Here is a 25,293-nt window from a genome sequence, read left to right on the forward strand (position 1 = left end):
GAGGAGGCGACGGAGATGAGTATTTCGACGGGCGGCCAGGGGTCGTTGGAGGGCGCTGTCATCGCGGTGGCGGGCGCCGCCGGACCCGCGGGGCGGGCCACCTTGCTGCGGTTGGCCGAGGCGGGCGCCACGGTCGTCGGCTGTGACGCGGACGCCGGCCGGCTGGCCGAGGCGGTCGACGCCGCCCGCTACGCCCACGGCGGTGCCACGGTCATCGGCGACACGGTCGATCTGCTCGACCCGGAGCAGACCCGGGAGTGGGCCGACCGTACGGAGAAGGAGTTCGGCCGGGTCGACGGGCTCGTCCATCTGGTCGGCGGCTGGCGCGGCTCGAAGACCTTCGGCGAGACCGACCTGCACGACTGGGACCTGCTGCACAACCTCCTCATCCGCACCGTTCAGCACACCTCCCTCGCCTTTTACGAAGGACTTCAGCGCTCCGGCAACGGCCGGTACCTGCTGACCAGCGCCGCCGGGGCGAGCAAGCCCACGGGCGGGAACGCCGCCTACGCCGCGTCGAAGGCGGCGGCCGAGGCGTGGACGCTGGCGCTGGCCGACGGCTTCCGCAAGGCGGGGGGCGAGGAGGGCCCGCGGGCCGCGGCTGCGATCCTGGTCGTCAAGGCGCTCGTCAACGACCAGATGCGCGCCGAGCGACCGAACGCCAAGTTCGCGGGCTTCACCGATGTCACGGAGCTGGCCGAGGCCATCGCCGGGGTCTGGGGCAGGCCCGCCCGGGAAGTGAATGGAAAGCGTCTGTGGCTGACCCCCGAGCCGTGAGCGGCGGCAAGACCGACGCCCGGCAGCACCACGACACCCAGGTACGCGGCTTCGCCAGCGACAACTACGCGGGCGCGCACCCGGAGGTCCTCGCGGCCCTCGCCCTCGCCAACGGCGGTCATCAGATCGCCTACGGCGAGGACGAGTACACCGCCCACCTCCAGCGGGTGATCCGCAGCCACTTCGGGCAGCGGGCCGAGGCGTTCCCCGTCTTCAACGGCACCGGCGCCAACGTCGTCGCGCTCCAGTCGGTCACCGACCGCTGGGGCGCGGTGATCGCCGCCGAGTCGGCGCACATCAACGTCGACGAGTGCGGCGCCCCGGAGCGGGTCGGCGGCCTCAAGCTGCTGACCGTGCCGACCGAGGACGGCAAGCTCACCCCCGAGCTGATCGACCGTGAGGCGTTCGGCTGGGACGACGAGCACCGCGCCATGCCGCAGGTCGTCTCGATCACCCAGAGCACCGAACTGGGCACGCTCTACACCCCGGACGAGATCCGGGCGATCTGCGAGCACGCCCACGAGCTGGGCATGGTGGTGCACCTCGACGGTTCGCGGATAGCCAACGCCGCGGCGTCGCTGGACGTGCCGATGCGGACGTTCACCAACGCGGTGGGCGTGGACCTGCTCTCCCTGGGCGGCACGAAGAACGGCGCCGTCTTCGGCGAGGCGGTCGTCGTCCTCAACCCCGACGCGGTGCGGGGGATGAAGCATCTGCGGAAGCTGTCGATGCAGCTGGCGTCCAAGATGCGCTTCGTCTCCGTGCAGTTGGAGGCGCTGCTCGCCAAGGACCTGTGGCTGCGCAACGCCCGGCACGCCAACACCATGGCGCAGCGTCTGGCGGCCGGCGTCCGGGAGGTCGCCGGGGTGGAGATCCTCTACCCCGTGCAGTCCAACGCGGTCTTCGCCCGCCTGCCGCACGCCGTCAGCGAACGCCTCCAGAAGCGCTACCGCTTCTACTTCTGGGACGAGGCGGCCGGGGTGGTCCGCTGGATGTGTGCCTTCGACACCACGGAGGAGGACGTCGACGGCTTCCTCGCCGCCCTCCGTGAGGAGATCGGCGCCGCCTGACGGCACCCCGTAGAACTGAATAGGTATGCGTCCGACCGAAAAGTCATTGACTCTCGGTCGGGCGCATCGCTACGCTCCCGGCGCATGGAGCTGATCCAGGAAAACCCGGAGCTGTCGGCCTACTTGGCGGTGAGCGAGGCCATCGACCACGATCATCCGCAGGTCCGGGCCACCGCGGCACGGCTGCGCGCCGAAACCACCGACGCATACACATACGCCAAGGCCGCCTTCGAGTTCGTGCGCGACACCGTCCCGCACTCCCACGACGCCGACGACCCCCGCGTCACGTGGCGCGCCTCCGACGTGCTGACGCGGCGCACCGGTATCTGCTTCGCCAAGGCCCATGCCCTGGCCGCCCTGTTGCGTGCCGAGTCCATCCCCACCGCGCTCTGCTACCAGAAGCTCGACACCCTGCACGGACTGATCGCGCTCAAACTCCCCGGCGGCGACTGGGCGCGCCAGGATCCGCGCGGCAACAAACCCGGCGTGGACGCACAGTTCCGCACCGACCGCGAACAGCTCGCCTGGCCCGTCCGTACGGATCTGGGCGAGGCGGACTCACCGGTGCTGTACGCCGAGCCGCGGCCCGTCGTACTCCGGTGTCTGCGGCGGGCGGCCGACCGGGCCGAGCTGTGGCGGACGCTCCCCACCGACTTCTGAGGCCGAAAGAGCGTGGAAGAGCCCGGGAGCCCCGCGGCCCCGGGCCTCGGCGTCAGGCCGGCGAGCCGGGCGCCGCCGGGGCCGTACCGCCCAGGTGCGCCGGGATCCACCAGGTGTCCTCCGGCCCCTTGGGGCGCACGGGGTAGGCGCGCTGCGCCGCCTCCAGCAGGTCCTGGACGCGCGAGCGCAGCCGATCGGTGATCTTCTCCGCCTGCTCGGCCGGGTCCGCGTCCATCGGCTCGCCCACCCGGATCGTGATCGGGAAGTGGTTACGCCCCAGATCCCGCTTGTGGCCCTTGGTCCACAGCCGCTGGGTGCCCCAGAGCGCCATCGGCAGCAGCGGCACCCCCGCCTCCTGCGCCAGCCGCACCGCGCCCGACTTGAAGCCCTTCAGCGTGAACGACTCCGAGATCGTCGCCTCCGGGAAGACGCCGATCACCTCGCCCGACCGCAGCGCCGACAGCGCGTGCCGGTACGCGTGCACACCCTGCGCGCGGTCCACCGGGATGTGCTTCATCGCCCGCATCAGCGGCCCGGACACCTTGTGCCGGAACACCGACTCCTTGGCCATGAACCGCACCAGACGCTTCGCCGGACGCGCAGCGAGACCTGCGAAGACGAAGTCGAGGTACCCGATGTGGTTGCTCACCAGCACCGCGCCGCCGTGCTGCGGAATGTTCTCCGCGCCCGCGATGTCGAATTTCAGGTCGAGTGACTTGAAGAGTGTGCGCGCGGCACCGATCACCGGCGGGTAGACCAGTTCGGCCATGTCGGGGGGCCCCTTTTCTGTGCCCGGGGAGGGTTCTCCCGGCGGAAACCTACGCAGCCGTAAGAAGCGGCTTTCGGGAGATCGTGCCCGATCACAGGCGTCGCGGCTACCACACGGGCCCCCCGGAGCGGGAGATTCTCATCACGTATGCCCCGCTCCCGTCGCGCCGCGCGCGCCCCGGGCGTACCGTTCGCGCCGCCGTTCCGGGAGTGGTGGGACGCCCGTGGGAATCATTCCGGCGCCGCGTGCGCTGCACCTTCGGACGACCACCCGCACCACCCCACATCCAGGAGGCCGACGGTGCCCCAGCAGGACGACGGCGCACGGCTCGACGCGGAGAGTCTGGGGGCGCCGCTCGGGGAGCGCGCCACGCTGGTGCAGTTCTCCAGCGCCTTCTGCCAGCCCTGCCGCGCCACCCGCCGCACCCTCGCCGAGGTCGCCGCCATGGTCGACGGCGTCACCCACACCGAGATCGACGCCGAATCCCGGCTCGGCCTCGTCCGGCAGCTGCGGATCACGGGTACGCCGACCGTCCTGGTGCTCGACGCCGAGGGCGCGATCGTGCGCCGCGCCGCCGGTCAGCCCCGTAAGGCCGATGTCATCGCGGCGCTCGGCGAGGCGGTCCGGTGAGGGATCTCCCAGATACCGGGCGCCCCTTGACGCTCCGCCCCGAAGCTCGTCACGCTGACGTGATGCGGCCAGGAACCCTGCTGTACGGACGCGCGCACGTGGATCTGCTGAGGACCGCCAGCGCGCGCTGTCCGGGCGCGTGAGCAGCGACGACACCACCGCTGCCGGTTCCGCCAGGGCGGCCGGCGGCCCTGCCACGGCTCGTAGACCTCAGCAGAAGGACAATTCCATGACGGCATCGCCCGATCTCGGCACGCCCCGCACCGCCTCCCCCGAACTCCTGCGCTCCGTCTTCCGGCAGCACGCCGCGGGCGTCGCGGTGATCACCGCGCGGGGCGAGCGCCCCGTCGGTTTCACGGCGACCTCCCTGACCTCCGTCGCCGCCGAACCGCCGCTGCTCTCCTTCGGCGTCGCCACCACCGCCTCCTCCTGGCCCGCGCTCGCCGCGACGGACCACCTGGGCGTGCACATACTCGGCGAGCATCAGCAGGAGCTGGCCGCCACCTTCGCCCGCAGCGGCGCCGACCGCTTCGGCCCCGGCACCTCCTGGCGCACCGGCCCGGAGGGCGTACCGCTGCTCGACGGCGTCCTCGCCTGGCTGGTGTGCCGGGTCGTCGCCCGCGTCCCCGCCGGTGACCACCGCATCGTCCTCGCCCAGCCGCTCCTCGGCGATCCGGCGGGACCGGGCCGTCCGCTCCTGTACCACCAGGGACGCTTCAACGCGCTGCGCGACTGACGGGTTCCCGTAACGCTTCGTCATCCCCGGGTCGGGGCCGTTGGGTAGGTCACAGTTCAGCGGCCTTGATTCCGGGGACGACACTGTATGTACTGGTGAGTAATATCGGGGTCGGCGCGGGGAACCCGAACCGACCCGGAGCCGCCCCCACAGGCGCCTATGCTGCCAGCACAAGGCAGTTCTGAAGAGACGAAGCAGGTAGGAGAGCCGGCGTGAGCTTGAGGATCGTTGTCTGTGTGAAGTACGTGCCCGACGCCACCGGCGACCGGCACTTCGCCGAGGACCTGACCGTCGACCGCGACGACGTGGACGGCCTCCTCTCGGAGCTGGACGAGTACGCCGTCGAGCAGGCCCTGCAGATCAAGGAGGCGGCCGACGACGCCGAGGTCACGGTCCTGACCGTCGGCCCCGAGGACGCCAACGACGCGCTGCGCAAGGCGCTGTCGATGGGCGCCGACAAGGGCATCCACGTCGAGGACGACGACCTGCACGGCACCGACGCGCTGGGCACCTCCCTCGTGCTCGCCAAGGCCATCGAGAAGGCCGGCTACGACCTGGTCGTCTGCGGTATGGCCTCCACCGACGGCACGATGGGCGTGCTGCCTGCCCTGCTCGCCGAGCGGCTGAACGTCCCGCAGGTCACCCAGCTCTCCGAGGTGGCGGTCGACGGCGGCAAGGTGACCGGCCGCCGTGACGGCGACACCGCCAGCGAGCAGCTGGAGGCGTCGCTCCCGGCCGTCGTGTCCGTCACCGACCAGTCCGGCGAGGCGCGTTACCCCTCCTTCAAGGGCATCATGGCCGCCAAGAAGAAGCCGGTGGAGTCCTGGGAGCTGGACGACCTCGACATCGACGCGGACGAGGTCGGCCTGGAGGGCGCCTGGACCACGGTCGACGGCGCCGCGGAGCGCCCGGCCCGTACGGCCGGCACGATCGTCACGGACGAGGGCGAGGGCGGCAAGCAGCTCGCCGAGTTCCTCGCGGGCCAGAAGTTCATCTGAGGCCCTCGGCCGGGGCCTCGCACCCCGGCCGCCCCGCAACCGCCCTCATTCTTCCCGCAGGAGAGTCACCCCATGGCTGAAGTCCTTGTCTACGTCGACCACGTGGACGGCGCCGTCCGCAAGCCCACCCTTGAACTGCTGACCCTGGCCCGCCGCATCGGCGAGCCCGTCGCCGTCCACCTCGGCGCCGGCGCGGAGACCGCCGCCGCCACCCTCGCCGAGCACGGCGCGGTGAAGGTGCTGGCCGCCGACGCCCCCGAGTTCGCCGAGTACCTCGTCGCCCCCAAGGTCGACGCGCTCCAGGCCGCCTACGAGGCCGTGTCCCCGGCCGCAGTGCTGCTGCCGTCCTCCGCCGAGGGCAAGGAGATCGGCGCGCGCCTCGCGGTCCGCATCGGCTCCGGCATCATCACCGACGCCGTCGACCTGGAGGCCGGCGACGAGGGCCCGGTGGCCACCCAGTCCGTCTTCGCGGCCTCGTACACCACCAAGTCGCGTGTCACCACCGGCACCCCGGTCATCACCGTCAAGCCCAACTCCGCCGCGCCCGAGGCCGCTCCGGCCGCGGGTACGGTCGAGCAGCTCGCCGTGACCGTCGCCGACTCCTCCAAGGGCACCAAGATCGTCTCGCGCACCCCGCGTGAGTCGACCGGCCGTCCGGAGCTGACCGAGGCCGCGATCGTGGTCTCCGGTGGCCGCGGCGTCAACGGCGCCGAGAACTTCCCGGTCATCGAGGCGCTGGCGGACTCGCTCGGTGCCGCCGTCGGTGCCTCGCGTGCCGCCGTCGACGCCGGTTGGTACCCGCACACCAACCAGGTCGGCCAGACCGGTAAGTCGGTCTCGCCGCAGCTGTACATCGCCGCCGGTATCTCCGGCGCGATCCAGCACCGCGCCGGTATGCAGACCTCGAAGACGATCGTCGCCATCAACAAGGACGCCGAGGCCCCGATCTTCGACCTGGTCGACTACGGCGTCGTCGGCGACCTCTTCGACGTCGTCCCGGCGCTGACCGAAGAGGTCAAGACCCGCAAGGGCTGAGCCGATCCGGGCCGGCCGGTCCGCGCCCACGGCGAAGGCCCCGTACGCACCGCGCGTACGGGGCCTTCGCCGTGCGGTCAGTCGCCGGTGGTGCCGTCGATCCGCTCCCGCAGCAGGTCCGCGTGGCCGTTGTGCCGGGCGTACTCCTCGATGAGGTGGGTGTATATCCAGCGCAGGTTGAGCTCCCGGCCGCGCGGGGCGGCGAAGGTCTCGTCGAGGCCGCGGTCCGCCACCGCCGCATCGCACGCCGCGGTCTCCGCGCGGAACGCGGCGAGGTCGGCCTCGGCGCTCCCGGCGGTGCCGTCGTCGTGGTCGGCGTCGATGTTCTCGTCCGTGATGTGGACCGAGGGGAGCAGCTCGCGGTTGAAGCGCTGCCGGAACCAGGCGCGTTCGACGTCGGTGAGGTGGCGTACCAGCCCGAGGAGGCTGAGCGTGGAGGGCGCCGCGCTGCGCAGCGTCAGCTGCTCGCCGCTCAGGCCCGCGCATTTGGTCAGCAGGGTGTCGCGGTGCCAGTCGAGCCAGCCCTGCAGCATCTCGCGCTCACCGACGGCGGCGGGCATCGGGCGGCGTTCCACGGTGGGGGCGATCCAAGTCGTCATGGGGTGAGTCTGCCGGGCCGCGCCACGGGGTGCCAGGCACTTTGCGGGGGCATGGGCCGCCGGACCGCGGCGGTCCGCCCCGTCGCAAAGAGGTGTTGACCTTGCCGTGCGCCGCGGTTAGCTTCGCTATACGGATTGTTGATTCCGTTACGCGGAAGGCTCGCGTATGGCGCGTAATCCTCGGGAGGATGTCGGAATGGGGCAGCAGGAGACCGTGGCGACCAGCCTTGCGGACACCGTACGTGAGGGCATCGGGGCCTCCCTCGCCGATGTCGACGCGGACCTCGCCCGCCGGTACCCGGGCGACCCCGGTACCCGCCAGCCGGTCCACACCGTCTACGTCCCCGGTGACGCCTTCACCGCCACCACCCTGCGGAACTGGGGCGACGAGGCGCTGGCCGCCCTCGACGCGCACGCACCGGACGCCGCCGCGCTCGCCCGCGTCCTCGGCATCCCCGACGACCTCGCCGGACCCGTCCACGACCGCGTCCGCGAGAAGCTGACCCGCGAGCCGGTCGAGGACCTCCGCATCGACTTCGAGGACGGCTACGGACCCCGGCCCGACGCCGAGGAGGACGAGACCGCCGCCCGCGCCGCCGCCCTCGTCGCCGCCGCGTACCGCGACGGCAGCGCCGCCCCCTACACGGGCATCCGGATGAAGTGCATGGAGGCCGCCGTCCGCGACCGCGGCATCCGCACCCTCGACATCTTCCTCACCGGCCTGATGAACGCCGGCGGCCTGCCCGAGGGCCTGGTCCTCACGCTGCCCAAGGTGACCTACGCCGAGCAGGTCACCGCGATGGTCCGGCTCCTGGAGGCGTTCGAGAAGGCACACGGGCTGGCGAGCGGCCGGATCGGCTTCGAGATCCAGATCGAGACCACCCAGTCCATCCTCGGCGCCGACGGCCGGGCCACCGTCGCCCGCATGATCGAGGCCGCCGAGGGCCGCGCCACCTCGCTCCACTACGGCACCTTCGACTACAGCGCCTCCTGCGGCGTCAGCGCCGCCCACCAGTCCCTGGACCACCCGGTCGCCGACCACGCCAAGGCCGTCATGCAGGTCGCCGCCGCCGGAACGGGCGTCCGCCTCTCCGACGGCTCGACCAACGTCCTGCCCGTCGGCACCACCGAACAGGTCCACGCCGCCTGGCGCCTCCACCACGGACTGGTCCGCCGCTCCCTCGCCCGCGCCTACTACCAGGGCTGGGACATGCACCCCGGACACCTCCCGACCCGCTACGCCGCGGTCTACGCCTTCTACCGCGAGGGCCTGGAGCAGGCCGCGGTCCGGCTCGCCGCCTACGTCGGCAAGGCCGGCGGCGCGGTCATGGACGAACCCGCCACCGCCAAGGCGCTCAGCTCCTACCTGCTGCGCGGCCTGGACTGCGGCGCCCTCGACATCGCCGAGGTCGCCCGGCTCACCGGACTCACCCGCGTCGAACTGGACGCTCTCGCGGGGCGCCCGGTCCGCGAGGCGTGAGACGGCGGGCCGCCGCCACCGGGGAGCGGCGGCCCGCCCCGCTCACCCTTCGGCGGGCCGCGACCGGGGTGCCGCCGGAGCCGGGGTGATGGGGGCCGACGAGCGTGTGGTCGCGGGCGAGGCCGTCGAGGACGGACCGAAGTCGGCCTCGATGCCCCCTCCGGCGCCGTGGGTGAGCAGCAGCGCGGGGCCGTTGCCCTGTACGGCGACGTCGAGGCGGGGAACGGGACGTGCGGACGAGGTGGCCATGCCGGCGACGCCGAACTCTGACATCCGTGTCGGTGAGCCGGCGCGAAGGGCCGCGGCCTCCCGGACGGGGACGGCCGGGCGGAGTCAGCCCCGCCCCGGCCGAATCTCGCCCGAGCCGCGGGCGATCAGCCGGGTCGGGATCTCCTCCCGGCGCGGCGGCTCGTCGGCGCCCTCCAGGCGGCGGAAGAGGAGCCCGGCGGCGGTCCGCCCCATCCGGGCCGGGTCCTGCGCGACGACGGTGACCGCCGGGCTCACCAGATCGGCCAGCTCGAAGTCGTCGAACCCCACCAGCGCGACCGGCGCGGTGCGCTGCCGCAGTACGCGTACGAGGGTGACGGTGACGCGGTTGTTCCCGGCGAACAGCGCGGTGACCGGCTCCGGCGCGTCCAGCATCGCGCGCGCCGCGGTGTGCACCCGCTCCGGTTCGGTGGTGCCGAGCGAGACCCAGGCACCGTCCACCGGCAGCCCGGCGGCGCCCATCGCGGTGCGGTAGCCGCGCAGCCGCTCCTTCGCGGTGTGGATACGCGGCCGGTCGCCGATGAAGCCGATCCGGCGGTGGCCGTGCGCGATGAGATGGGCGACCGCGTCCCGCGAGCCGCCGAAGCTGTCCGACAGCACGGTGTCCGCCTCGATCCGCCCGGCCGGACGGTCCACGAAGACGGTGGCGACGCCCGCGGCGAGCTCCGGTGCGAGATAGCGGTGGTCGTCGCCGGCCGGGATCACCACCAGGCCGTCGACCCGCCGCGCACACAGCGCCAGCACCAACTCCTGCTCCCGGGCCGGGTCCTCGGCGCTGGAGCCGTTGATCAGCAGTGCGCCGTGGCGGCGGGCGACCTCCTCCACGGCGCGGCTGAGCGGACCGTAGAAGGGGTCGGCGAGATCCTCCAGGACCAGTCCGACGCTGGCGGTGCGGCCCTTGCGCAGGATCCGGGCGGAGTCGTTGCGCCGGAAGCCGAGGGCGGTGATGGCCTCCTGGACGCGCCTCTCGGTGTCCGGGGTGACCCCCGGCTCGCCGTTGACCACCCGGGAGACGGTCTTGAGCCCCACCCCGGCGCGGGCCGCGACATCCTTCATGGTGGGGCGGGTGCCGTAGCGGCGGGAGCTGCCCCGGGCGGTGTCGGTCACGTGCGGGGTCCCCTCGGCTGCGGCTGGCGTGTTCCGCCGAGCATAGTCGCTGGACAACGTTGTCACCTGGGGTGAGACTGACCTCCTCGTCACCGGACCGGCGCCGTCGGTCCCCGCGTCCACCAGGAGAACCGACACCGATGCAGAAGGACCTCAGCGCAGCGCTGGACATCGGCGGCACCAAGATCGCCGGAGCGCTGGTGGACGGGCGCGGCAGACTCCTCGTACGCGCCTCCCGGCCCACCCCGGCCGACCGGGACGCGGCCACGGTGATGCGCGCGGTGGCCGCCGTGGTCGGCGAGTTGACCGCGGCGCCCCAGTGGGCGCGGGTGGGCGCGGTCGGCATCGGCAGCGCCGGTCCGGTGGACGCGGCGGCCGGTACGGTCAGCCCCGTCAACATCCCCGGCTGGCGCGGCTTCCCGCTGGTCGCGGGCGTCCGGGCGCTCACCGGCGAGCTCCCCGTCGTGCTGATGGGCGACGGTGTGGCGATGGCGGCGGCCGAGCACTGGCAGGGCGCGGCGCGAGGCCGGGCCAACGCGCTGTGCATGGTGGTCTCCACGGGCGTCGGCGGCGGCCTGATCCTGGGCGGCCGTCCGCACCCCGGACCCACCGGGAACGCCGGGCACATCGGTCACATCAGCGTCGACCTCGACGGGGACCGCTGTCCGTGCGGCGCCCGTGGCTGCGTGGAGCGCATCGCCAGCGGCCCGAACATCGCCCGCCGCGCCCTGGCGAACGGCTGGCGGCCCGGGCCCGGCGGCGAGGACGGAGCGGCGGCGGTGGCGGCCGCGGCGCGCGCCGGTGACCCCGTCGCCCGGCGCTCCTTCGAACGGGCCGCGCAGGCGCTGGCCGCCGGGATCGCCGCCACCGCGGCGCTCGTGGAGATCGAACTCGCCGTCGTCGGCGGCGGGGTGGCGGGCGCCGGTGAGGTGCTGTTCGCGCCGCTGCGCCGGGCGCTCGGGGAGTACGCGACGCTCTCCTTCGTCTCCGGGCTGACCGTCGTCCCCGCCGAGACGGGCACCGACGCCGGCCTGGTCGGCGCGGCCGCGGCCGCCGCACACCAGTCCCGCCTCGACACCTTCGCCGCGGCATTCTGACGCCCCGTCCAGCTGCCGGATCGCCCGGATCGCACCGGTATGCCCGGCACCGGGTGGCCCTTCCGTGTGCGGACGTACGCTCCGGACGCCGCGAACCGCACCGTTCCGGCGGACGATTCGCCGCCCCGGGGCGTCCCCGGCACGCATCCGGCGCCTTACCCTGGTGCACGTCGGAAGAGGCGGGCAGGGAGACGGCCGACGGCGACGTCGGGCAGCGGGAGGAACGACGACGTGGCTTCGGGGGAGCGCGGACAGCGCGGGGCGGACGAGGGCAACGGCGCGGGCGGGGCGGGTGCCGCCGGGCCGGACGAGGTGACGGCGGGGCCGCCGGCCCCGGACGCCGGACCGCGGGTGGGCGCCTCCGGCACCCGGGCCGACGACGATCTGACGGGCCGTCTGCTCGGCGGCCGCTACCGCGTCACCGGCCGGATCGGCCGCGGCGGTATGGGCGTGGTCTGCCGCGCCGTGGACGAGGTGCTGGGCCGCGAGGTCGCCGTCAAGGTACTGCGCGCCTACACCGACGCCTCGGCGCCGGAGCTGGCCGATCTGCGCACCCGGATGCAGCGTGAGGCGCGCGCCGCGGCCCGGATCCGGCACTCCGGCGTGATCACCGTCCATGACGTCATCGACGAGGGCGGCCGCCCGGTCATCGTGATGGAGCTGGTGGACGGGCCCTCGTTGGACGACGCGGTCGGGCGCCGGGGCGGCATCGAGCCGCGCGAGATGGCCGCGATCGGTGCCCGGGTGATGGACGCGCTGGACGCCGCGCACCGCGCCGGGGTGCTGCACCGCGACGTGAAGCCCGGCAACGTCCTGCTGGACAGCAGCGGCCGGGTGGTCCTCACCGACTTCGGCATCGCCAGCATCGAGGCGCCCGGCGACGGTGCCGAGACCCACATCACCCGCAGCGGCGAACTGGTCGGCTCGCTCGACTACCTCCCGCCCGAGCGCGCCCAGGGCATGGGCCCGAGCCCGGCGTCCGACATCTGGTCGCTCGGTATGACGCTGTACGCGGCGGTCGAGGGCGGCACCGCGCCGTTCCGCCGGACGTCGGTGTACTCCACGCTGACCGCGATCGTCACCGAACCGCTCCCCGAGCCGCGGCGCGCCGGACCGCTCGCGCCCGTTCTGCACGCGCTGATGGCGAAGAGCCCGGCGGACCGGCCGGACGCGGCGCGCGCCCGGGAGATGCTCCAGGCGGTCGCCGACGGACGTGACCCGGAGGCGATGCCGGTGCCCGGCGCACCGCATCTGCCGACCGCCACCGACATCAAGCCGGTCGGCCCGCCCCCGCCGCCGCAGCCCTTCGGGGCGGCGGCCACCGGCGGCAACGCCTCGGGTGCGCCCACCGGTTGGCTCTCCGGCCCGGGCACGGCCGGCTCCGCCGGGCGGACGCCGCCCGGTGGTCCGGAGCCGCTGCACGACCAGCCGACCGCGGTGGTCGGCGCGGTGGCGGCGTCCCGTGGCGCGGGCGACACCGCGCCGCTGCCGCGCCCGCGCCGCGGCGGGCGGATCGCGCTCGCCGTCGCCGCCGTGCTGGTGGTCCTCGCCACCGGCGGCGGCCTCACCTACCTGCTGGTCGGCAACAGGGGCGAGCCCTCCGCACGCGGTGGTTCGGCCGCGCCGGTCGACGGCGACGCCAGCCGCGCCACGCGGTCCGGGGCGCCGGTCTCCCCGGACGCGAGCAGCAGGGACAAGGACGGCGGCACGGACACCGGCAAGGGGGACGACGCCGGCGAGAGCCCGGGCGGAGAGCCGTCGCGGACGGACGAGCCGTCCGACGCCGCCTCCTCCCCGGCGGACGGTCCGAGCACCGGCGGCGGCCACCACGGAGGGGGCGCGGGCGGCGGATCCGGTGCCCCGACCGGCGGCGGCAGCACCCCGCCGCCGGAGACGTCATGCACCCCCGGGGGTGCCGGGAAGACCAACTGCGTGGTGTGGCGGACCGCCGATTCGTACACCGCCTCCGGTCAGAAGGTCGGTGTGGTCAACGGCGGTACCAACTACTTCTACTGCCAGGCGAACCTGGGCCGCCGGGAGACCGACGGCCGGTGGACCAACGTCTGGTGGGCCAGGACGGATGACGACAGCGGCAACACCGACGTCTACGTCAGCGTCGTCTACCTCAAGGGGGGCGCCAACGACCAGCCGATTCCGGGGCTGCCGGTCTGCTGACCGCCGCGGTGCCGGGCGGGTCCGCCGCCCGGCACGAGGCGTGCGGGGTCAGGCGCCCTGCTCCGGCGTCACCCGGTAGACGACGGTGGCGTGTGCGGGCACCGTCACGGTGATCTCGCCGGTGGTGTGCCGGTCGGTGCGCTGCCACAGGTCCCGCAGCCGGTAGCCGCGCGCCGCGGGCAGTCCGGCGTCGGTCGCGCTGGTGGTGATCTGCTGCTCGCTGTCGTTCGCGTTGAACAGCGCGATGGCCCGGTCCCCGCCGGCCAACTCCTTGACCAGCGTCCACCGCCCGTCGTCGCTGCTCAGCACGGTCGCCTGGCGCCCCAGCGGATCCTGGTCGAGGGCGATGACGTCCTTGTTCCGCAGGATGTCGTACGTCTGCGGCGAGGCGGTGCGCAGATCGGTGCCGATGAGCAGTGGTGCGGCCATCATGGCCCAGAGCGTGAAGTGGCTGCGGTACTCGGTGTCCGTCATCCCGCCGTTGCCGACCTCCAGCATGTCCGGGTCGTTCCAGTGCCCGGGACCGGCGTACGGGGCGAGCGGCAGATTCTTCTGCATGATGCTGAGCATGCTCGACCAGTTGTCGCTGATGTCCCCGGTGGTCCGCCACGACTGCCCCAACTCGGCGGCCCATTCCCAGGGCTTGTTCTCGCCCCATTCGCAGATGCTGTACGTGATCGGGCGGCCGGTGGCGCGCAGTGCGTCGCGCATGGCGGTGTAGCGCTGCCGGGCGTCCACGCCCTGGTTGTTGCAGTTGTCGTACTTGAGATAGTCCACGCCCCAGTCGGCGAACTGCTGCGCGTCGGATTTCTCATGGCCCAGCGCCCCGGGAAATCCGATGTCGCTGCAGGTCTTGGTGCCCGCGCTGGTGTAGATGCCGAACTTCAGCCCCTTGGCGTGGACGTAGTCGGCGACCGCTTTGACGCCGTGCGGAAAACGGATCGGATCCGGGACGAGTTTTCCGTTCGGATCGCGAGTGGGCATCGCCCAGCAGTCGTCGAGATTGACGTAGGTGTATCCGGCGTCCTTCATCCCTTTGTCGAGGAAGAGGTCGGCGATCTCCTTGACCATTTTCTCGTTGAATCCCAGGCCGCAGTGGGTGGAATTCCAGTTGTTGAATCCCATCGGGGGAGTGGCGGCGAGCCCGTCCGCCACCGTGCCGGCGGCGGGCGCGGCGGGATTCCGGGCGCCGGTCGGCGGGGCGGCTGCCGCGGTGACGCAGAGCAGCGCGGCGGCCAGCGCGCCGAGCGCGGCGTGCCGCCCTCGCGGGCCGGCGGGGAAGCGCAGGAGCTGACGCATGAACAGGTCTCCGTCCTCGGGGGATGGATGGGGATGGACCGGTCGCTCGTGTGAAGTGACGGTAGAGCCTGTTGAACTCTGTTGGAAGAGGCGCGTAACGCCGTAGCGAGGCCGCGAACTGCCTGTATTTCCGGCGAATTGGCGGTGACAGGTGTCGCACCCCCTCTCACCTCTGCGCGGATGCGTTCGTTCGTGTGTGATTCGCGGGGCGGGCAGGGGCGTCCGGCCGGGGCGTCGGCCGCGCCCTGGGGCGGCGGCGCAGGAAGCCCGAGATGACCCGGATTTCCCTTTCCGTCACAGGCGACGAAGGGGCCGCCCGGGAGAGCCGTTTCGCGTGTTACCGGTGCGATGGGCCGCCGTCATATGCGGATGCCGAGGTTCCCCGGGCCCGTGCGCGGGCGGGGGTTTCGGCCCGAGAAGCGCTGGGGAGCGCTTTGTTGCCGAGGGCTTCGCGGGCGGGATACGAGGTGGTGTCCCCACCGTGGCGCATGGTGCGACCGGCGCGTGCACAGGGCCCGCGCGGCGCCCCGTGTCCACGTCGCCGCCGCGCGGTGCACCGTCCGCGGCTGTGCGCGCGGCCCGTGGATTCGAGCGTTTTCCGTGGCAGGCTGGTGCGGGCAACTCACCTGGTTCCGGAGAAGAGGGGACACCGTGATCGTCTGGCTGAACGGCACGTTCGGTGCGGGCAAGACCACAGCGGCGCAGGAATTGCTCGACCTGCTTCCGGGGAGCACGCTCTACGACCCCGAACTCCTCGGTCAGGGCCTGCGGATGATGCTGCCCGCCAAGCGCCTGGAGGAAATCGACGACCTCCAGGACCTGCCCGCCTGGCGCCGGTTGGTCGTGGACACCGCGGCGGCGCTGCTGACCGAGGTCCCCGGCCCCTTGGTGACCCCGATGACGTTGTTGCGTCAGGAATACCGCGACGAAATCTTCGGCGCGCTCGCCGCCCGCCGCATTCCGGTCCGGCATTTTCTCCTGGATGCGGAGGAAACGATCCTGCGAGAGCGAATCGCGCACCGTGAGGAAACCGCCGCCGACGCGGCGAGCGCGGCGCAGGTCCGCCGCTGGGGCCTGGACGCCCTCACCTCGTACGCCGAGGCGCTGAGCTGGCTCAAGGACGACGCGTACACGGTGGACACCGGGCGGCTGACGCCCCGGCGGGCCGCGGAGGAGATAGCCGAGGCGGTGCGCTCCGGCACCGCCGACTGCGGCATCGTGCAGACCCCGGAGCCCACCGCCGAAACCCTCGCCGCCGGGGTCCTGCTCTTCGACGACGCCGACCGTGTCCTTCTCGTCGACCCCACCTACAAACCGGGCTGGGAGTTCCCCGGCGGCATCGTAGAGCACGGCGAACCGCCCACCCAGGCCGGACTCCGCGAGGTCGTGGAGGAGCTGGCGCTCCGACTGCCGCGCACCCCGCGCCTGCTGGTCCTGGACTGGGAGGCGCCCGAACCGCCTGGGTTCGGCGGGCTGCGGCTGCTGTTCGACGGCGGCCGGCTCACCGCCGAGCAGACCCGTGACCTGCGGCTGCCCGGCGCCGAGCTGCGGCAGTGGCGCTTCGTCACCGAGACCGAGGCGGAACACCTGCTGCCGCCGGTCCGCTTCCGCCGGCTGCGCTGGGCGCTGCGGGCCCGCGAGCGCGGCTGCCCGATGCTTCTGGAGCGGGGCGTTCCGGCGGGCGGATGAACGCGCCGGGAATGCCCGGTCGCGCCGCCCCGGGCGTCCGCACCGCTCGCGGACGCCCGGTGGACACACCGTCGCTCCGGTCGTCAGCTCCGCTCGGCCGCGTACCGCTGAAGGAACAGCGCCTCGGCGAGCGACAGCCGCTCCAGCTCCTCGGGCGAGACGCTCTCGTTGACCGCGTGGATCTGCGCATCGGGCTCGCTCAGCCCGATCAGCAGGATCTCCGTCTCCGGGTAGAGCGAGGCCAGGGTGTTGCACAGCGGGATGGAGCCGCCCATCCCGGCGATCTGCATCTCCTGGCCGTCGTACGCCTCCCGAAGCGCCGCGGCCATCGACGCGTACGCCGGGCTGCCGGTGTCGGCGCGGAACGCCTGGCCCTGGCCGACCTGTTCGACGGCGACCCGCGCGCCCCAGGGCGCGGCGTTCTCCAGATGGGCGGTGAGCAGCCGGGTCGCCTCGGCGGCGTCGGTGCCCGGCGGCACCCGCAGGCTGATCAGCGCCCGGGCGCCCGCGTGGACGGACGGGGTGGCGCCGACGACCGGCGGGCAGTCGATGCCGAGGACGGTCACCGCGGGCCGGGCCCAGAGCCGGTCGGCGATCGTGCCGTCGCCGATCAGCCCGACGCCGTCCAGCACCTTCGCGTCCTTGCGGAACTCCTCCTCCGGGTACTGCAGCCCCTGCCAGGTGGCGTCCGCGGCCAGTCCGTCCACCGTGGTGGAGCCGTCTTCGGCGCGGAGCGAATCCAGGACGCGGATCAGCGCGGCCAGCGCGTCGGGCGCGGCGCCGCCGAACTGACCGGAGTGCAGATTGCCGGCCAGGGTGTCGACGGAGACCCGCACCAGCGTCATCCCGCGCAGCGTCGCGGTCGCCGTCGGCAGGCCGACGCGGAAGTTCCCGGCGTCCCCGATGACGATGGTGTCCGCGGTCAGCAGCTCCGGGTGCGCCTCGGCGTACCGCTCCAGGCCACCGGTGCCCTGCTCCTCCGAACCCTCCACGATGACCTTGACGTTCACCGGCACCCCGCCGTGCTCCCGCAGCGCCCGCAGCGCCGTCAGATGCAGGATCACGCCGCCCTTGCAGTCCGCCGCGCCGCGGCCGTACCAGCGGCCGTCCCGCTCGGTCAGCGTGAACGGCGGGGAGTCCCAGGCGGCCTCGTCCAGCGGCGGCTGCACGTCGTAGTGCGCGTAGAGCAGCACCGTCGGCGCGCCCTCGGGGCCGGGCAGGAAGCCGTAGACCGACTGCGTACCGTCCGGGGTGTCCAGCAGCGCCACGTCCTGGAAACCGTCGGCCCGCAGCGCCTCGACGATCCAGCCGGCCGCCGCCTCGCACTCGCTCTTCGGGAACTGCTCCGGATCCGCGACCGAACGGAAGGCCACCAGCTCGGCCAGTTCGGTGCGGGCGCGGGGCTGCAACGCGGCGACGGTACGGGCCAGCGGGCTGTCAGACATGGTCGCTCCTTGTGGGCGCGGTGAGCTGTTCCGGACCTGCGGTCCGACCGGCGGGGTACCGCGGGCGACCCGGAGGTACGGGTGTGAATCGCCCCGATCTTCCCACAGACGTTCGAGCGGAGTGCGGCCCGTAGGATGCGGACGGTAGGCGCAGCGAGGATTCGAACGGGAGCAGAAGCACCGGTGAGCAGCGAGCAGGCAGCCCAGGACAACGAGCAGGTGTGGGACGTCGTGGTGGTGGGCGCCGGTCCCGCAGGCGCCTCGGCGGCACACGCGGCGGCGTGCGCGGGGCGTCGCGTACTGCTCCTGGAGAAGGCGGAACTGCCCCGCTACAAGACCTGCGGCGGCGGCATCATCGGCCCCTCCCGCGACTCCCTGCCGCCCGGCTTCATCCTGCCGCTGCGCGACCGGGTGCATGCGGTGACCTTCTCGCTCGACGGCAAGCTGACCCGCACCCGGCGCTCCAAGAGCATGCTGTTCGGGCTGATCAACCGCCCCGAGTTCGACGAGGGCCTGGTCAAGGCGGCCAAGGACGCCGGCGCCGAGATCCGTACCGGCGCCGCGGTCTCCCGGGTCGAGCAGCACGGTGCGGAGGTGCCCGACCGCCGGACGGTCGCCGTGGTCCTCGCCGGCGGTGAGGTGATCCTCGCCCGCGCGGTGGTCGGCGCGGACGGCAGCGCGAGCCGGATAGGCGCGCACGTCGGCGTCAAACTCGACCAGGTCGACCTCGGTCTGGAGGCGGAGATCCCGGTGCCGCCGACCGTCGCCGAGGACTGGAAGGGCCGGGTCCTCATCGACTGGGGCCCGCTGCCCGGCAGTTACGGCTGGGTCTTCCCCAAGGGCGACACCCTCACCGTCGGCGTGATCTCCGCCCGCGGCGAGGGCGCCGCGACCAAGCGGTACCTGGAGGACTTCATCGCCCGGCTCGGCCTCGCGGGCTTCGAACCGGCGATCTCGTCCGGGCATCTGACGCGGTGCCGCACCGACGACTCGCCGCTCTCCCGCGGCCGGGTGCTCGTCGCCGGGGACGCCGCGGGTCTGCTGGAGCCGTGGACGCGGGAGGGCATCTCCTTCGCGCTGCGCTCGGGCCGGCTGGCGGGGGAGTGGGCGGCCCGCGTCGCCGAGGCGCACGACGCCGTGGACGCCCGCCGCCAGGCCCTCAACTACGCCTTCGCCATCAAGGCGGGACTCGGCGTCGAGATGAGTGTCGGCCGCCGTATGCACGCGGTCTTCGCGCGCCGCCCCGGAGTGCTGCACGCCGTCCTCACCGGCTTCCGCCCCGCCTGGAACGCCTTCGCCGACATCACCCGCGGCACCACCACCCTCGGCGAACTGGTCCGCAGCCACCCGCTGGCCCGCCGCGCGCTGGACGTCATGGACCGGCGGCAGCAGGCCAGGGAGGGGTGACCCCGGGGGCGTACAGGGCTGACCGGTGACCGGTCAGCCCTGGCGCATCAGCAGATGGCCCCGGCGGAACCGTTCCCCCTCGGCCGGCTCCCGCAGCATCCGCCCCACCTCGGTGAACCCGGCCTTCCCCGCCAGCTCCGCGAGGTCGTCGATCGGCCACCGGTAGGCGGTCGTCACCTTGTGGTCGAACGGTGTGAGCGGCCCGCCTTCCGCCTCGAAGAAGCCGAGCAGAAGGTGGCCGCCGGGCGCGATCACCCGCCGGAACTCCGCGAAGTAAGCGGGCAGCTCCTCGGGCGGGGTGTGGATGACCGAGTACCAGGACACGACGGCGCGCAGGGTGCCGTCGGCGATGTCCAACGCGTCCATCGAACCGACCTCGAACCGCAGGCCGGGATAGGCCTCGCGGGCCAGGTCGATCATGGCCGGCGTCAGATCGATGCCGAAGGCGTCCAGCCCCAGCTCCCGCAGATGGGCGGTCAGGTAGCCGGGGCCGCAGCCCAGCTCGGCGACCGGCCCGGGGCCGGCGGCCCGGACGAGTTCGGCGAACGCGGCGAGCACGGCGCGGTCCAGCGGAAAGCCGTCCAGCGCGTTACGGGTGAGGTCGGCGTAGAGGTCGGCGATGGCGCCGTAGGCGCTCGCCGTTGCTTCGAGGTGGGCGGAGGTATGGGTCACAAGCGAGAACCTTAGGGCCTCGCCCGCCGGACCGCCGACGGGCCAACTGGACGGAGGCGAGGGGCGTTTGTCCGGCGGTTCCGGTCCGTCCGCTGTGCGGTCCCGCATCGCGCCGGTGCGCCGGTGCCCTGCCGCTACGTGTGCCGTGGGTGTGGTCCGTCGTCGCTGCCGACCGGGGGCCGGTTCACGACTCCGTGAGGCGGAAGACGGGGTGGCGCGGGGCCGCGGCGCGCAGCGCCTCGTCCGAGGAGTCGGCGGTGATCTCGCCGAAGTACGCCTTCACCTCCCAGCCCCAGCGCCGCAGATAGGCCCGCAGCAGCTCCGGGGTCTCCTCCGGCGACAGCTCCACGGCGGTGAACGCGCTGGTGCGGCGGCCGACCTGGAGCTGCCCGCCGCCGGCCGCACGCATGTTGCGCACCCAGTCGGACTCCCCGCGCGCGGAGACGAGATAGCGCGCGCCCTGGTACGTCATCGGGTTCACGGGGACCCGCCGCCAGGCGCCGCTCTTACGGCCCCGGACGGAGAGGTCCGCCGCGCCCGCGAGGCTGATGCCGCGGCGGGCCAGCCAGCCGACGGCGGCGTTGAAACGGGCGGTCGTGCGGCCGGGCTTGAGGTAGCGGGACATCTGGCCCTCCAGGGCGTTCGTGGAGTGAGGCGGCAGTGCCGCGGTGTGGAGAGCAGGCCCGATCACACAAATGTGAGCACTGCTCTCGCTTGAGATCAGTGTGCACGAGTGGGCTGCGTGCACGCAAGAGCAGTGCTCTCGTTTTTGTTCACCGGTCGCTTTGTGGTGCGGTGATCCGATGGATGGCAGACTCCCTCCCATGACGGCGATCCGAGGGGCCAGGGAACGGGCCCGCAGCGAAATCACCGCGGCCATCAAGGACGAGGCCCGCACACAACTCGCGGCCGAAGGCGCCGCCAAGCTCTCCCTGCGCGCGGTCGCCCGCGCCCTGGGAATGGCCTCCTCCGCGCTCTACCGCTACTTCCCCAGCCGTGACGAGCTGCTCACCGCCCTGATCCTCGACGCGTACCACGCGATCGGCGCGGCGGCGGAAGCGGCGGACCCCGGTACGGCCGGAGTCGGTACGGGCGGATCGGCCGCACCCGGCGGGACGGCCGCGGCGCCCGGATACGTCGAGCGCTGGGTCGCCGTCTGTGGCGGGGTCCGCGCCTGGGCGCTGGCCCATCCGCACGAGTACGCCCTGCTCTACGGCACGCCCGTCCCCGGCTACCACGCCCCGCAGACGACAACGGCGCCCGCCGGACGGGTCGCCCGCGCACTGATCGCCGTCGTCGGCGACGCCCACGCCGCCGGGGTCCTCCACGAGCCGCCCGGACCGCTGCCCGAGGAGGTGGCGGCCGATGTACGCGCCCTCATGGCGGAGCTGGACATCGCGCTGCCCGCGTCCGTCATGGCGGCCCTCGTCGCCACCTGGGCGCAGCTCTTCGGCCTCATCAGCTTCGAGCTGTTCGGCCAGTTCCACCGGGTGGTGGAGGGCCGCGACACCTTCTTCGCCCATGCGACCCGACGGCTCGCGGAGGGCGTGGGGCTGGTCGCCGAGCCGGGCGATGCCGCCTGAGCCGGCGGCCGGCCCCCGGGCGGGCTACGCCGCCGTCAGCGCAGGGCGACCGCCGCGCCCGTCCGTTCGGTGGCGATCTTGACGGCGAAGCCCGCCAGCGCGGTTCCCATCACATAGCGGTGCAGGCGCTGCCAGAGCGGGTGCCGGGCGAAGAACCCGGCGACGGATCCGGCCGTCACGATGAAGAACGCGTTTCCCGCGACCCCCACCGCGATCTGGACCAGCCCCAACAGCAGCCCCTGCAGACCGACATGGCCACGGTCGGGGTCGACGAACTGCGGCAGCAGCGAGATGTAGAGGATGGCCACCTTGGGGTTGAGCAGGCAGGTGAGGAAGCCCATCAGGAAGAGCTTGCGGGGCCTGTCCTGCGCCAGCTCCTCGGTCGCGACGGCGGACCGGCCGCCCGGCCGGACGGCCTTCCAGGCCAGCCAGAGCAGGTAGCCCGCCCCGGCCAGCTTGATCGCCAGGTAGATCTCCGGCACCAGCGCGAAGACGGTGGCGATACCGGCCGACACCGCGAAGAGGTAGACCAGGAAGCCGAGGAAGACCCCGGCCAGCGAGATCAGCCCTGCCCGACGGCCCTGGGCGATCGAGCGGGAGACCAGGTAGATCATGTTCGGCCCCGGCGTCAGCACCATGCCGAACTCCACCGCGGCGATCCCCGCTATTGCTCCCCACCCGATCACAGCACAACCCCCGTACACGCGTTCCTTCGGCGCCACGCAACCTAGCAGCCCGTGGTGGGGAGCCTGTGTGCGCCTCCCGCCGCTTGCCGGGCAGGCCATGGGGGCGAGCCGCCGCGGCTTGCGCGAGACGGCTCTCCTCCGGTCTGCGCCCCGTCAGATCCCGCCGTGCTCCTCCCAGAGCCGTACGAGGCTCTCGTCGCCCTTCACCGTCAGGTCCTTCCACGGTGCGCGGTTCCACAGGGTGAGGTAGAGCGTTTCGGCGGGTCCCTCGACGCTCAGGTCGGCGGGCTCGCCCGCCTCCGTGCCGGCATGTTCCCCGGAGGTCCGTACGGTGCGCGGCGGCGCCTCGGACAGCTGGACCGTCCACTCCGCGTCGGCGGCATCCGTCGCCCGCACGCGCAGGGTCTTCGGCTCCGTGGTGCGTACCCGGCTGCGCTTCTGGCTGTGGACCCCGGCCAGTATCTCGTCGATGCCGTCCGCGGCGAAGGCGCGCGGCAGCGGGGTGAGGGTGGCGCCGAGGGCCTGCTGGGCGTCGGCGCGGTGGATCGCCGTCTCGTGCGCCTGCCGCCGGGCCCAGAAGGCGAGCGGCGACGGGGCGGGCAGGAACGTCCACGCGGTGAGCGAATCCGGTGCCTCGTGCAGCGCCACCACCAGCCGGTGATGCCCCTCGCGCAGCCACGGCACCAGCTCCTCGTCGGCGAGGTCCGGAGCGGCTTCCGGTGCCGACGGCTGCTCCAGACCCTCGGTCACATACCGCGTGGCCCAGCGGTGCACCCGGCCCACGTGGGTGACCAGATCGCGCATCCGCCACTCCGGACACGCCGGAATCGGGGCCTCGGGGCCGGCCTCCTCCGCGGCGGCGGCGAGCAGCGCTCCGTCCAGCCGCAGTGCTTCGACGAATTCGGTGATCTCCATGCCCCGAGTCTGCCAGCCACCACTGACAACGGAACCCGACGCCCCCGTCCGTCCGTCTGTGATCCCACCATCCGGGACCGGGCCCGACGTCCGTTTCCTGCTTCCCCGCCCGTCACCCGTTTTCCCGGCCCATATCCGCATGTAGGGCACAGGGGCTCCGCGCGTGACCGGCCCTCCGGCGGCGGCGCGTTGACGCACTTCGGGGCTCTCCGGCGAGGATCGGCGGGCGACCGTTCGTCCCGAATCCGGCGCGGGGACCCACCGTGTTTTGTTCCGACGCGATACAAAGCCAGAATGGAGGCGTGACCCAGACTCGGACAACCAGGCTGGAGCGGGGCCGTGCCTCCCTCGGACCCGCACTGGAGCTCGTACACACCGGACGCGCCCCCACCCGCGCGGTCCTCACCTCGGAACTCGGCGTGACCCGCGCGACCGCCGGAGCCGTCGCGGCGGAGCTGGAAGCCCTCGGCCTGATCACCGTCGACTCCCGCCCGACCGCCTCCGCCGGTTCCCAAGGAAGGCCGTCACATCGCCTGTTCGTCGACGAGCGCGGGCCCGTGGTGCTCGCCGCACAGATCCACGCCGACGGCTTCCGCGTCGCACTGGTGGGGCTCGGCGGGCGCATCGTGGCCACCACCACCGGAAGTGGCACCATCTCCGCCGACCCGGCCCATGTCCTCGCCGAGGCGGTCGGCGCGGGCGCCGGGCTGCTGCGGGAGACCGGCCGCCGCTGCCTGGGGGCGGGCCTCGCCGTGCCGTCCGCGGTCGCCGAGCCGGACGGCGAGGCGCTGAACCCGCTCCACCTCGCCTGGCCCGCCGGCGCCCCCGTCCGGGACATCTTCCAGCGCGCGCTCGCCGACGCCGCGATCCCCGGCGTCACCGAGGCGATCGGGTTCAGCGGCAACGACGTCAACCTCATGGCCCTCGCCGAACACCGGCACGGCGCCGGACGGGGCGCCCGCGACCTGCTCTGCGTCGCCTCCGGGCACCGGGGTGTCGGCGGCGCCCTGGTCCTCGACGGGCGTCTGCACAGCGGCAGTTCGGGACTCGCCCTGGAGGTGGGCCACCTCACGGTGCACCCGGAGGGCACCCCCTGCCACTGCGGCAGCCGGGGCTGCCTGGACGTCGAAGCCGACCCCCTGGCCTTCCTGAACGCGGCCGGACGCCCCCCGGGGCCCGAGGGTTCACTGCTCCATCAGGCCGCCGACCTGCTGCGCACCGCCTACGACGACCCGGCCGTCCGTGCCGCCGCCGACCTCCTCATCGACCGCCTCGGGCTGGGCCTGGCCGGACTGGTGAACATCCTCAACCCGGACCGCATCATCCTCGGCGGACTGCACCGCACCCTTCTGGAGACCGATCCGGAACGGCTCCGCGCCGTCGTCGCCGACCGCAGCCTGTGGGGCCGCAGCGGCGGTGTGCCGATCCTGCCCTGCGGTCTCGACCACAACAGCCTCGTCGGTGCGGCAGAACTCGCCTGGCAGCCGGTGCTGGACGACCCGCTGGTCGTTCAGGAGGACCGGCGGGCGTAGACGGATCCGCCGCTCCCGCCGGGCCTGTGCGCGGTATCCGCGAAGGCCGGGCCGCAAGCGCTGGCCGAGCGGGGCAGGGGGAAGCTCGGGCGGACGCGATCCGGCCGGGCCGTCCGTCGCGACCCGGCCGCCACCCGGGAGCCCGGCGCCGACGCTTCGCCGCCGCGCGCCCGTAGGCTGCCGCCATGATTGCCGAAGCCGTGGCCCGCAGCCCTTACGTCAGCCTCGTCACGTACCGGCGCAGCGGCGCCCCGGTGGCGACCCCGGTGTGGGCCGTCGCCCAGGGGGACGAACTGCTGGTGTGGACGCGTAGCGACAGCGGAAAGGTCAAACGGCTGCGCCGCGACACCCGGGTCACGGTCACCCCCTGCGATGTACGGGGCAACCTCACCGAGGGCGCGGACACCCTCGAAGGCACCGCCCGCCTCATGGAGGAACCTCAGGGGCTGGCCCGGGTGCGACGCGCGATGGCCGGCAAGTACGGACTGCGCTTCCGCATCCTCGACACCGGCGGCGCCCTGCTCCGCCGGGGCAAGCGCCCCCATGTGGGCATCGCCGTCACCTTCCCGCGCTGAGCCTTCGGGGCGCCCCGCCGCCCGGCGCGGTCCGCGCCTCCTGCCCGGTCTCCCGCCGCTCCGCGCTCAGCCGTCCGAGCCGTCGGCGGT

Annotated in this window: 24 protein-coding genes and 1 pseudogene; 15 read left to right on the top strand and 10 right to left on the bottom strand. The window is 73.3% G+C overall.

All coding sequences use genetic code 11. The features are described from left to right. Window positions 1–15: 15 nt before the first annotated feature. The 3 genes from ACF1BH_RS10770 (at window position 16) to ACF1BH_RS10780 (ending at window position 2,507) form a co-directional block, all read left to right on the top strand. A complete protein-coding gene (locus ACF1BH_RS10770) occupies window positions 16–777 on the top strand; it encodes an SDR family NAD(P)-dependent oxidoreductase (protein WP_391642065.1) in 762 nt (253 codons plus the stop codon). Further along, a complete protein-coding gene (locus ACF1BH_RS10775; RefSeq protein ID WP_391642066.1) occupies window positions 756–1,847 on the top strand; it encodes a threonine aldolase family protein in 1,092 nt (363 codons plus the stop codon). The genes ACF1BH_RS10770 and ACF1BH_RS10775 overlap by 22 nt, the downstream gene beginning before the upstream one ends. Window positions 1,848–1,931: 84 nt before the next feature. Continuing rightward, window positions 1,932–2,507, top strand: a complete 576-nt coding sequence (locus ACF1BH_RS10780; RefSeq protein WP_391642067.1) for a transglutaminase domain-containing protein — start codon at window positions 1,932–1,934, stop codon at window positions 2,505–2,507. A gap of 52 nt (window positions 2,508–2,559) precedes the next feature. On the opposite strand, the gene ACF1BH_RS10785 is transcribed toward ACF1BH_RS10780, so the two are convergent. Beyond that, the gene (locus ACF1BH_RS10785; protein WP_391642068.1) at window positions 2,560–3,276 is read right to left on the bottom strand and encodes a lysophospholipid acyltransferase family protein; all 717 of its coding nucleotides are present in this window, start codon (window positions 3,274–3,276) and stop codon (window positions 2,560–2,562) included. Window positions 3,277–3,576: 300 nt separating this feature from the next. Here ACF1BH_RS10785 and ACF1BH_RS10790 point away from each other — a divergent pair, with 300 nt between their 5' ends. The 4 genes from ACF1BH_RS10790 to ACF1BH_RS10805 all read left to right on the top strand — a co-directional run bounded on the left by ACF1BH_RS10790 (window position 3,577) and on the right by ACF1BH_RS10805 (window position 6,675). Then, window positions 3,577–3,906 carry a TlpA family protein disulfide reductase gene (locus ACF1BH_RS10790; protein WP_391642069.1) on the top strand — a complete coding sequence of 110 codons (330 nt, stop codon included), beginning with the start codon at window positions 3,577–3,579 and terminating at the stop codon, window positions 3,904–3,906. 229 nt (window positions 3,907–4,135) lie between these two features. Continuing rightward, the gene (locus ACF1BH_RS10795; protein ID WP_391642070.1) at window positions 4,136–4,642 is read left to right on the top strand and encodes a flavin reductase family protein; all 507 of its coding nucleotides are present in this window, start codon (window positions 4,136–4,138) and stop codon (window positions 4,640–4,642) included. A gap of 212 nt (window positions 4,643–4,854) precedes the next feature. Continuing rightward, window positions 4,855–5,640, top strand: coding sequence for an electron transfer flavoprotein subunit beta/FixA family protein (locus ACF1BH_RS10800; protein WP_391642071.1), 786 nt, complete (start codon window positions 4,855–4,857; stop codon window positions 5,638–5,640). A gap of 72 nt (window positions 5,641–5,712) precedes the next feature. Then, a complete protein-coding gene (locus ACF1BH_RS10805; protein WP_391642072.1) occupies window positions 5,713–6,675 on the top strand; it encodes an electron transfer flavoprotein subunit alpha/FixB family protein in 963 nt (320 codons plus the stop codon). A 77-nt stretch (window positions 6,676–6,752) separates the two neighbouring features. Here ACF1BH_RS10805 and ACF1BH_RS10810 read toward each other — a convergent pair whose 3' ends face one another. Further along, window positions 6,753–7,274 carry a DinB family protein gene (locus ACF1BH_RS10810; RefSeq protein WP_391642073.1) on the bottom strand — a complete coding sequence of 174 codons (522 nt, stop codon included), beginning with the start codon at window positions 7,272–7,274 and terminating at the stop codon, window positions 6,753–6,755. Window positions 7,275–7,470: 196 nt separating this feature from the next. Between ACF1BH_RS10810 and ACF1BH_RS10815 the strand changes: the two genes are divergently transcribed. Further along, window positions 7,471–8,754: a DUF6986 family protein gene (locus ACF1BH_RS10815; RefSeq protein WP_391642074.1), complete on the top strand. Its 1,284-nt coding sequence runs from the start codon at window positions 7,471–7,473 to the stop codon at window positions 8,752–8,754. Between the two features lie 42 nt (window positions 8,755–8,796). Here the strand turns inward: ACF1BH_RS10815 and ACF1BH_RS10820 are convergent, their stop codons facing one another. Continuing rightward, on the bottom strand, window positions 8,797–9,027 hold the full coding sequence (locus ACF1BH_RS10820; protein ID WP_391642075.1) for a hypothetical protein: 231 nt from the start codon (window positions 9,025–9,027) through the stop codon (window positions 8,797–8,799). A 60-nt stretch (window positions 9,028–9,087) separates the two neighbouring features. Continuing rightward, complete coding sequence (locus ACF1BH_RS10825; RefSeq protein ID WP_391642076.1) at window positions 9,088–10,128, bottom strand: LacI family DNA-binding transcriptional regulator; 1,041 nt, start codon at window positions 10,126–10,128, stop codon at window positions 9,088–9,090. A gap of 140 nt (window positions 10,129–10,268) precedes the next feature. Here ACF1BH_RS10825 and ACF1BH_RS10830 point away from each other — a divergent pair, with 140 nt between their 5' ends. Together ACF1BH_RS10830 and ACF1BH_RS10835 are read left to right on the top strand one after the other, a co-directional pair. Beyond that, window positions 10,269–11,225, top strand: a complete 957-nt coding sequence (locus ACF1BH_RS10830; RefSeq protein ID WP_391642077.1) for an ROK family protein — start codon at window positions 10,269–10,271, stop codon at window positions 11,223–11,225. Between the two features lie 351 nt (window positions 11,226–11,576). Next, window positions 11,577–13,400, top strand: coding sequence for a protein kinase (locus tag ACF1BH_RS10835; RefSeq protein WP_391642204.1), 1,824 nt, complete (start codon window positions 11,577–11,579; stop codon window positions 13,398–13,400). Between the two features lie 57 nt (window positions 13,401–13,457). Here ACF1BH_RS10835 and ACF1BH_RS10840 read toward each other — a convergent pair. Then, a pseudogene (locus ACF1BH_RS10840) lies at window positions 13,458–14,699 on the bottom strand (glycoside hydrolase family 27 protein); the annotation flags it as partial. Window positions 14,700–15,350: 651 nt separating this feature from the next. On the opposite strand from ACF1BH_RS10840, the gene ACF1BH_RS10845 reads away from it, so the two are divergent. Then, a complete protein-coding gene (locus ACF1BH_RS10845) occupies window positions 15,351–16,388 on the top strand; it encodes an NUDIX domain-containing protein (RefSeq protein ID WP_391642078.1) in 1,038 nt (345 codons plus the stop codon). Between the two features lie 83 nt (window positions 16,389–16,471). Here the strand turns inward: ACF1BH_RS10845 and ACF1BH_RS10850 are convergent, their stop codons facing one another. Beyond that, entirely contained in the window at window positions 16,472–17,833 is a 1,362-nt protein-coding gene (locus tag ACF1BH_RS10850; protein ID WP_391642079.1) for a dipeptidase, read from the bottom strand. Window positions 17,834–18,016: 183 nt separating this feature from the next. On the opposite strand from ACF1BH_RS10850, the gene ACF1BH_RS10855 reads away from it, so the two are divergent. Next, complete coding sequence (locus ACF1BH_RS10855) at window positions 18,017–19,240, top strand: geranylgeranyl reductase family protein (protein ID WP_391642080.1); 1,224 nt, start codon at window positions 18,017–18,019, stop codon at window positions 19,238–19,240. Between the two features lie 33 nt (window positions 19,241–19,273). Here the strand turns inward: ACF1BH_RS10855 and ACF1BH_RS10860 are convergent, their stop codons facing one another. Beyond that, on the bottom strand, window positions 19,274–19,912 hold the full coding sequence (locus ACF1BH_RS10860; RefSeq protein WP_391642081.1) for a class I SAM-dependent methyltransferase: 639 nt from the start codon (window positions 19,910–19,912) through the stop codon (window positions 19,274–19,276). 184 nt (window positions 19,913–20,096) lie between these two features. Beyond that, on the bottom strand, window positions 20,097–20,537 hold the full coding sequence (locus ACF1BH_RS10865) for a nitroreductase family deazaflavin-dependent oxidoreductase (protein WP_391642082.1): 441 nt from the start codon (window positions 20,535–20,537) through the stop codon (window positions 20,097–20,099). 199 nt (window positions 20,538–20,736) lie between these two features. Between ACF1BH_RS10865 and ACF1BH_RS10870 the strand changes: the two genes are divergently transcribed. Further along, a complete protein-coding gene (locus ACF1BH_RS10870; RefSeq protein WP_391642083.1) occupies window positions 20,737–21,495 on the top strand; it encodes a TetR/AcrR family transcriptional regulator in 759 nt (252 codons plus the stop codon). A gap of 35 nt (window positions 21,496–21,530) precedes the next feature. On the opposite strand, the gene ACF1BH_RS10875 is transcribed toward ACF1BH_RS10870, so the two are convergent. Together ACF1BH_RS10875 and ACF1BH_RS10880 are read right to left on the bottom strand one after the other, a co-directional pair. Next, a complete protein-coding gene (locus tag ACF1BH_RS10875; protein WP_391642084.1) occupies window positions 21,531–22,133 on the bottom strand; it encodes a LysE family translocator in 603 nt (200 codons plus the stop codon). Between the two features lie 201 nt (window positions 22,134–22,334). Further along, window positions 22,335–23,096 (bottom strand): maleylpyruvate isomerase family mycothiol-dependent enzyme, encoded by a 762-nt coding sequence (locus ACF1BH_RS10880; protein ID WP_391642085.1) that lies wholly within the window; start codon window positions 23,094–23,096, stop codon window positions 22,335–22,337. Between the two features lie 302 nt (window positions 23,097–23,398). Between ACF1BH_RS10880 and ACF1BH_RS10885 the strand changes: the two genes are divergently transcribed. Then, window positions 23,399–24,628 carry an ROK family protein gene (locus tag ACF1BH_RS10885; RefSeq protein WP_391642086.1) on the top strand — a complete coding sequence of 410 codons (1,230 nt, stop codon included), beginning with the start codon at window positions 23,399–23,401 and terminating at the stop codon, window positions 24,626–24,628. Window positions 24,629–24,813: 185 nt separating this feature from the next. Beyond that, window positions 24,814–25,203 (top strand): PPOX class F420-dependent oxidoreductase, encoded by a 390-nt coding sequence (locus ACF1BH_RS10890; RefSeq protein ID WP_391642087.1) that lies wholly within the window; start codon window positions 24,814–24,816, stop codon window positions 25,201–25,203. The last annotated feature ends 90 nt before the right edge of the window (window positions 25,204–25,293 follow it).

The sequence above is a fragment of the Streptomyces sp. NPDC014733 genome (genome assembly GCF_043083385.1).
Taxonomy (GTDB): domain Bacteria; phylum Actinomycetota; class Actinomycetes; order Streptomycetales; family Streptomycetaceae; genus Streptomyces.